A 6,861-nucleotide genomic window follows, 5' to 3' on the forward strand; every position below is an offset into this window, starting at 1 on the left:
TACGACCGGGCCGCGTACCGGCGGTGACAGATACCGGGCGATTCAGCGAGTGAGCAGGCCGGGTGTGGCGATGACCGTGATCGAACCCGGTGCCACTTCGGTGAATCCGGCATCGCGCACCGCGACGGCCGTGCCCGCGTGCACCGCGCGGCTCAGCTCGGCCCAGTGCTCGGGATCCGATTCGCGCACCGCGCAGGCGAACTCACGCTCGGCCCAGGCCAGCGCGGCACGCTCGGGCAGCGCACCGGCGAGCAGCATGCTCGCGTGCCCCACCTGTGCCGCGGCCTTGCCGAGGGTCATGCCGAGGGCCGAATTCACCCACAGCACGGGCAGTTCGGGATCCGGCAGGCCCGGGTCGTCATGGTCGAGGTCGGTGCCGCCGATCTGCAGCTTCCTGATCCGCGGGTCGATCGCGCCGACCGGGCCGGGGACGAGCGCGCGGGCCTGTGCGCCACCGAGATCCACGGTGACGCCGTCGACCTCGTTCGCCGCGGCCCACTGCGCCCCGCGCGCACGCCTGGCGACCTTGCGGATCCGGGACCGTTTCCACGCCAGGTATCGGTCGGCCCATTCCCCGCCGGGGCCGACGCGCGGATCCAGGCACAGCGCCACGGCGGACGCCGCCGCGGCCGCCAGCAGCGCGCTGCGGGCGGGCGGGTCGGTTTTGGGCAGGTACAGCACCATCTGCATGGCCTGCACCAGCGCCGGATCGTCGGGGTCGCCCGCACCGCCGTAGCCCGCGGCGAGCTCGGCGTGCCTTGCGGCGAAATCACCGTCGGTCGGGCGTGGTTCGGCGGGCGCGGTGTCCTCGATCTCCTCGACCGGGGCGGCCTGCTGCGGCGTATCGGTCATCGGCTCAGCCCAGCGGTACCCGGCGCAGCAGTCCGTCCATGGCGTCGGCCGCCTCCACCTCGTCCCTGGTGACGCCGAGGATGAACAGCACCGCATCCAGGTAGGGGTGCGACAGCGCGGCGTCGGCGATCTCGCGCAACGCCGGCTTGGCGTTGAAGGCGACACCGAGTCCGGCGGCGTTGAGCATGTCGATGTCGTTGGCGCCGTCGCCCACCGCGACGGTCTGCTCCATCGGCACCCCGGCCTCGGCGGCGAATTTGCGCAGGGCGGTGGCCTTGGCGGCCCGGTCGACGATATCGCCGACCACCCGTCCGGTGAGCTTGCCGTCGACGATCTCGAGCGTGTTGGCCTGCACGAAATCCAATTCCAGATCGTGCGCCAGCGGTTCGATCACCTGGCGGAAACCGCCGGAGACCACCCCGCAGCGGAAGCCGAGCCTGCGCAGGGTGCGGATGGTGGTGCGGGCGCCGGGGGTGAGCTCGATCCGTTCGGCGACCTCCTCGATCACCGACTCGTCCAGCCCCTCGAGGGTCGCCACCCGCTGGCGCAGCGATTCACCGAAATCGATCTCGCCGCGCATGGCCGATTCGGTGACCCGGCGGACCTCGTCCTCGACGCCGGCGTGCGCGGCCAGCATCTCGATCACCTCGCCCTGGATCAGCGTGGAGTCGACGTCGAAGACGATGAGCCGCTTGGCCCGGCGCGCCAGTCCGGCCCGCTCCACCGCCACGTCGACCTGCTCGGCCACCGCGACGTCGGCCAGTGCGGTGCGCAGCCGGGAATCGGTGTCCTCGCCGGGGTCGGTGGCGCTGACCATCAGCTCCATGCCGGTCACCGGGTAGTCGGCGACACCGCGGATGGCATCGATATTGGCGCCGAGCGCGGCGAGCTGACGGGAGACGGCGCTGAAGGCACGGGCGGTGACGGGTGCGCCGAGGATCACCACAGCGTGGGTGGGCACCGGCGCGCGGGCCGGCTCGGCATCGATGTCGACGTCGACGTGCATGCCGACGGTGTTCATCGCCTCTTCGAGCTCGTCCTGCAGTTCTTCGGGATCGTTCGGGCAGGTCACCAGCACCCCGAGGGTCAGACGGCCCCGGATGACGACCTGCTCCACATCCAGCAGGCTGACCTGATGGCGCGACATCGCCGTGAGTAGCACCGACGTCACGCCCGGCCGGTCGGGACCGGTGACGGTGACGAGAACTGTGGTGTCTGCCAAAACCTGCGCTCCAGTCTGTGTGAAACGCAGAAGCGGCGTACAACGGATACCCCGGGGGGCCGCCGACGCCGCAACTACGAATTGTCTGCTGCGCATGCACCCGCTGGTCACCCCGGCGAGTGCACACTCATCGTCGAATGCTGTCTTCCGCTACTTGGTCAGGGCGCCTTCATGCACCTCGGTGGCATGCTTGCCCGAACCCCAGCCGACGTGGGCCTCGGCCCGCATCCGCTCGACCATGTGCGGGTAGTGCAGCTCGAAGGCCGGACGCTCGGACCGGATCCGCGGCAGCTCGTAGAAGTTGTGCCGCGGCGGCGGGCAGGTGGTGGCCCACTCCAGCGAGTTGCCGTAGCCCCACGGATCGTCCACGGTGACGACCTCGCCGTAACGGTAGCTCTTGAAGACGTTCCACAGGAACGGCAGCATCGAGGCGCCCAGCACGAACGCGCCGATGGTGGAGACCGTGTTCAGCGTGGTGAAGCCGTCGCTGGGCAGGTAGTCGGCGTAACGGCGCGGCATACCCTCCGCACCCAGCCAGTGCTGCACCAGGAAGGTGGTGTGGAAGCCGATGAAGGTGGTCCAGAAGTGCCACTTGGCCAGCCGCTCGTCCATCATGCGGCCGGTCATCTTGGGGAACCAGAAGTAGATGCCGGCGTAGGTGGCGAACACGATGGTGCCGAAGAGCACGTAGTGGAAGTGCGCGACCACGAAGTAGGAGTCGGTGACGTGGAAGTCCAGCGGCGGGCTGGCCAGGATGACACCGGACAGACCACCGAAGAGGAAGGTGACGATGAAGCCGATGGAGAACAGCATCGGCGATTCGAAGGTCAGCTGCCCCTTCCACATGGTGCCGATCCAGTTGAAGAACTTCACACCGGTCGGGACCGCGATCAGGAAGGTCATGAACGAGAAGTACGGCAGCAGCACCGCGCCGGTGGCGTACATGTGGTGCGCCCACACCGCGATGGACAGGGCGGCGATGCCGAGGGTGGCGTAGACCAGGGTGGTGTAACCGAAGATCGGCTTACGGCTGAAGACCGGGAAGATCTCGGAGACGATGCCGAAGAACGGCAGCGCGATGATGTACACCTCGGGGTGGCCGAAGAACCAGAACAGGTGCTGGTAGAGCAGGATGCCGCCGGTGGCCGGGTCGTAGATGTGGCCACCCAGGTGGCGGTCGTAGGCCAGGCCGAACAGGGCGGCGGTCAGCAGCGGGAAGGCGAGCAGGACCAGGACGCTGGTGACGGCGATGTTCCAGGTGAAGATCGGCATCCGGAACATGGTCATACCGGGCGCACGCAGGCAGACCACGGTGGTGAGCATGTTGACACCACCGAGGATGGTGCCGAGACCCGAGACCGCGAGGCCCAGGATCCACAGGTCGGTGCCGACGCCCGGGGAGTGCAGGATGTCGGTCAGCGGGACGTAGGCCGTCCAGCCGAAGTCGGCCGCGCCGCCGGGGGTGATGAAGCCCGCGGTCGCCATGGTGGCGCCGAACGCGTACAGCCAGTAGCTGAAGGCGTTCAGTCGCGGGAAGGCGACGTCGGGGGCGCCGATCTGCAGCGGCAGGATGATGTTGGCGAAGCCGAACACGATCGCGGTCGCATAGAACAGCAGCATGATCGTGCCGTGCATGGTGAACAGCTGGTTGAACTGCTCGGGCGAGAGGAACTGCAGACCCGGGCGCGCCAGCTCGCCACGCATCATCAGCGCCATCAGGCCGCCGATGAGGAAGAAGACCATCGAGGTCGTCAGGTACATGACGCCGAGGACCTTCGGGTCGGTCGTGGTGACCATCTTGTAGATGAACGACCCCTTGGGACCGGTCCGCGCCGGAAAAGGCCTAGTCGCTTCTAATTGAGGGACTGGCTGGGGCTCTACGGCAGTCACTGATCCTCCTGAAGGTGCCTTTAGGTCGCTCCGCAGGCTCCACTGTCAGCATGTGTCCGGTGGCGCCCGGGCACACGACGGTTAGCTTGCGCTCTTCGAATCGTAAACCGTGCTGCCGCAGGCGACCGAGCGGGTCCTACTCTGTGTCGTATTCGCGGCCCCTCGACACCCGTTTCCGCTGCCCTGGCCCGGTGTGTCGGCGCGGCGCGGACCGATGAGTCCGGCTCGACCGCGTCGTCTCTATCGATGGACATCGCCGCTGATCCCGGCGGCGGTGCGAACACCGAGGAGAGCGCAGATGGCACAGAACGCAGCGCACCGGCCCGGCGATCCCTGCTGGGTCGATGTCTACAGCTCCGACCCCGATCGCACGATCGCCTTCTACGGGGAACTGTTCGGCTGGACCGCCGAACGCGATGACGATTTCGGCGGCTATCTCACCTTCCGCACCGACGGTAAGGCCGTCGGCGGCGGGATGGGCCGGATGCCCGATGATCCCGACAGCCCGGATCAGTGGACGGTCTACCTGGCCGTCGAGGACGCCGAGGCGACCGCGAGGGCCGCCGTCGCGCACGGCGGGCAGATCGTGGTGGCGCCGATGGCGGTCGGCGATCTCGGCTCGATGGCGATCCTCGGCGATTCCAGCGGCGCGGGGGTCGGCATCTGGCAGGCGGGCACCTTCGGCGGTTTCGAGACCGCCGGGCTGGTCGAGGGCGGGCAGTGGAGCGATCATCACGGCGCCCCCTCCTGGTTCGAACTCACCACCCGCGATTTCGCCGGCTCGGTCGAGTTCTATCGGACCGTCTTCGGCTGGGACGACCTGTTCCCGATCTCCGACACCCCGGAGTTCCGCTACAGCACGCTGCATTCCACCAGCCCCATGCTCGGTGGCGTGATGGACGGTTCGAGTTTCCTGCCGGAGGGGTCACCGGGCGGATGGTCGGTGTATTTCGGCGCCGACGACGTCGACGCCACCGTCGCGAAGGCGGTGCGGCTGGGTGCGACGGTGACCGCGCCCGCCGAGGACACCCCGTACGGGCGGCTGGCCACTCTCGTCGACCCGAACGGTGCGCGATTCAGCCTCGGCGGCGACAAGGGCTGAGCACCGGCCGACCTCACCTGCGGATCGAGGGTGCGCGCATGTACCCTCACCGGCATGCCGGTGAGCGCGATGGGTCATGCACGCACCCGAATCCGCACGATCATGGGTGCCGTCGTCGTCGGCTGCGCCGCGATGCTCGGCGCGGGTTGCGCGACGCCCGCCGATGATTCGGCCTCGATCATCCGCACCACCACCAATATCGCCGGTGCGGGTGTGGTGGGGCTCGAGCGCGATACCGCGCACGCGTGCAGCCTGCCCACCGCGCCCGATCCGGCCGCCGGCGCCACCCGCACCGTCACCCACCCGTTCGGCGTCACCGAGGTGCCCGCCGACCCGCAGCGCATCGTGGTGCTCAGTACCGCGGCGCTGGACGCGGTGTGTGCGGTGGGCCTGTGGGAGCGGGTGGTCGGCGCCGCCACCGTCGATGGCCCGCGCCCGCAGCCGAGCTACCTGGGCACCGGCATCTCCGAGATCCCCGGCGTCGGCACCGTCGCCGCGCCGGACCCCGCCCTGATCGCGGCCCTGCACCCCGATCTCATCATCGGTGACCTGCCCGCGGCCGGCGCCGATTTCGGTGCGCTGTCGGGGATCGCGCCGACGGTGCTGATCGGTGACACGGGCGACTGGCAGCACCAGTTCACCTCCCTCGCCGCGGCAATGGGACGGTCCGCGGCGGCGGAGACGGCGCTGGCGAACTTCCGCACCGAGGCGGCCGACGCCGGAAACGCCGTGGCCGCCAATCTCACTCAGGCCTCCCTCGTCCGCTTCACCGGCGACGGCACCAGGGTGCTCGGCAACGAGACCATGCCCGCGCAGGTGCTCGCGGCCCTCGGCGCCCATCGTCCGACCGCCCAGCGCGCGGGCTCGTTCGACGTCGACGAATCCGAGCTGACGCCGGTGGAAGGCGATCTGATCTACGTCATGTTCGCCGGCCCCGAAGGCCGCGAACACGGCGAGACGGTGCTGCGTTCGGATGAGTGGAAGGCGCTCGGCGCCGCCACCGACCGGCGGGTGTTCGCGGTGGACGACACCATCTGGCACACCAAGGGCCTGACCGCGGCCCGCGCCGTGCTCACCGATCTGCGCAACACCCTCAACGCCTACGTCAACGACTGATGCCCCGGCCGGGGCCACCCTTGGTGGGCAAACCACCACCCTGAGAGGGTGTGAGCCCGCGCCTTGGGGTGCTGGGGCCGCGGCCCCGTGACGGCGAGAGTGGAAGACAACCAACAGCGCCTTCCATTCCTCCGAGGGGACACCATGCACACTCCAGTCGAATCGCACACCGGCAACGTCACCGTGCTGCCGACGGCCCGGCCCGCCGCCGTCGACCCGCAGGCGGTCGTGCTGGACGCCGCGGATGTCTCGCTGTCCTATGCCGAGCTGGACAGCTGGTCGAACCGACTGGCCAGGCTGCTGCTCGAGATCGGCGCGGGCCCGGGGATCCGCGTGGCGATCGCCGTCGACGAGCCGGTGGAGGCCGTGGTCGCCGAACGCGCCGTCGTCAAGATCGGCGCGATCCCGATGACGATGCAGGAGGGCGAGTCCACCGCCTTCGGCACCGGTATCGGTGTCACCACCAAGCAGGAACGTCCGCAGCTCGACGATCGGATCAGCTGGCTGGTGCTCGATGACCGGTCGACGTTGCGGCGCTACCTGGCCGGCTCGGACGGCCCGCTGACCGAGGCGGATTTCGCGGTCATCGCACGCTCGGCCTGATCGGCGTTTTCTGCTCGTCGCGCGGCGCGGCCCGGCCCGGAAAATCGCGGGCGCGCAGTGTGGCCGATACGCCCAC

At 69.2% G+C, this 6,861-nt stretch carries 6 protein-coding genes; 3 read left to right on the forward strand and 3 right to left on the reverse strand.

Annotation, left to right across the window (positions count from 1 at the left end; genetic code table 11):
* Positions 1-42 precede the first annotated feature (42 nt).
* The 3 genes from GV790_RS23610 to ctaD form a co-directional block, all read right to left on the reverse strand.
* Positions 43-852 carry a peptidyl-tRNA hydrolase gene (locus tag GV790_RS23610; RefSeq protein ID WP_175585987.1) on the reverse strand — a complete coding sequence of 270 codons (810 nt, stop codon included), beginning with the start codon at positions 850-852 and terminating at the stop codon, positions 43-45.
* 4 nt (positions 853-856) lie between these two features.
* The gene (serB, locus tag GV790_RS23615; protein ID WP_163816181.1) at positions 857-2,074 is read right to left on the reverse strand and encodes a phosphoserine phosphatase SerB; all 1,218 of its coding nucleotides are present in this window, start codon (positions 2,072-2,074) and stop codon (positions 857-859) included.
* A gap of 150 nt (positions 2,075-2,224) precedes the next feature.
* Positions 2,225-3,964, reverse strand: a complete 1,740-nt coding sequence (gene ctaD, locus GV790_RS23620) for an aa3-type cytochrome oxidase subunit I (RefSeq protein ID WP_138447082.1) — start codon at positions 3,962-3,964, stop codon at positions 2,225-2,227.
* 298 nt (positions 3,965-4,262) lie between these two features.
* Here ctaD and GV790_RS23625 point away from each other — a divergent pair, with 298 nt between their 5' ends.
* The 3 genes from GV790_RS23625 to GV790_RS23635 all read left to right on the forward strand — a co-directional run bounded on the left by GV790_RS23625 (position 4,263) and on the right by GV790_RS23635 (position 6,785).
* Entirely contained in the window at positions 4,263-5,066 is an 804-nt protein-coding gene (locus GV790_RS23625; RefSeq protein ID WP_163816183.1) for a VOC family protein, read from the forward strand.
* Between the two features lie 54 nt (positions 5,067-5,120).
* Positions 5,121-6,182 (forward strand): ABC transporter substrate-binding protein, encoded by a 1,062-nt coding sequence (locus tag GV790_RS23630; protein ID WP_256673487.1) that lies wholly within the window; start codon positions 5,121-5,123, stop codon positions 6,180-6,182.
* A gap of 144 nt (positions 6,183-6,326) precedes the next feature.
* Positions 6,327-6,785 (forward strand): AMP-binding protein, encoded by a 459-nt coding sequence (locus GV790_RS23635; protein ID WP_163816185.1) that lies wholly within the window; start codon positions 6,327-6,329, stop codon positions 6,783-6,785.
* The last annotated feature ends 76 nt before the right edge of the window (positions 6,786-6,861 follow it).

This window comes from Nocardia cyriacigeorgica, assembly GCF_010858045.1.
GTDB lineage: Bacteria > Actinomycetota > Actinomycetes > Mycobacteriales > Mycobacteriaceae > Nocardia > Nocardia cyriacigeorgica_E.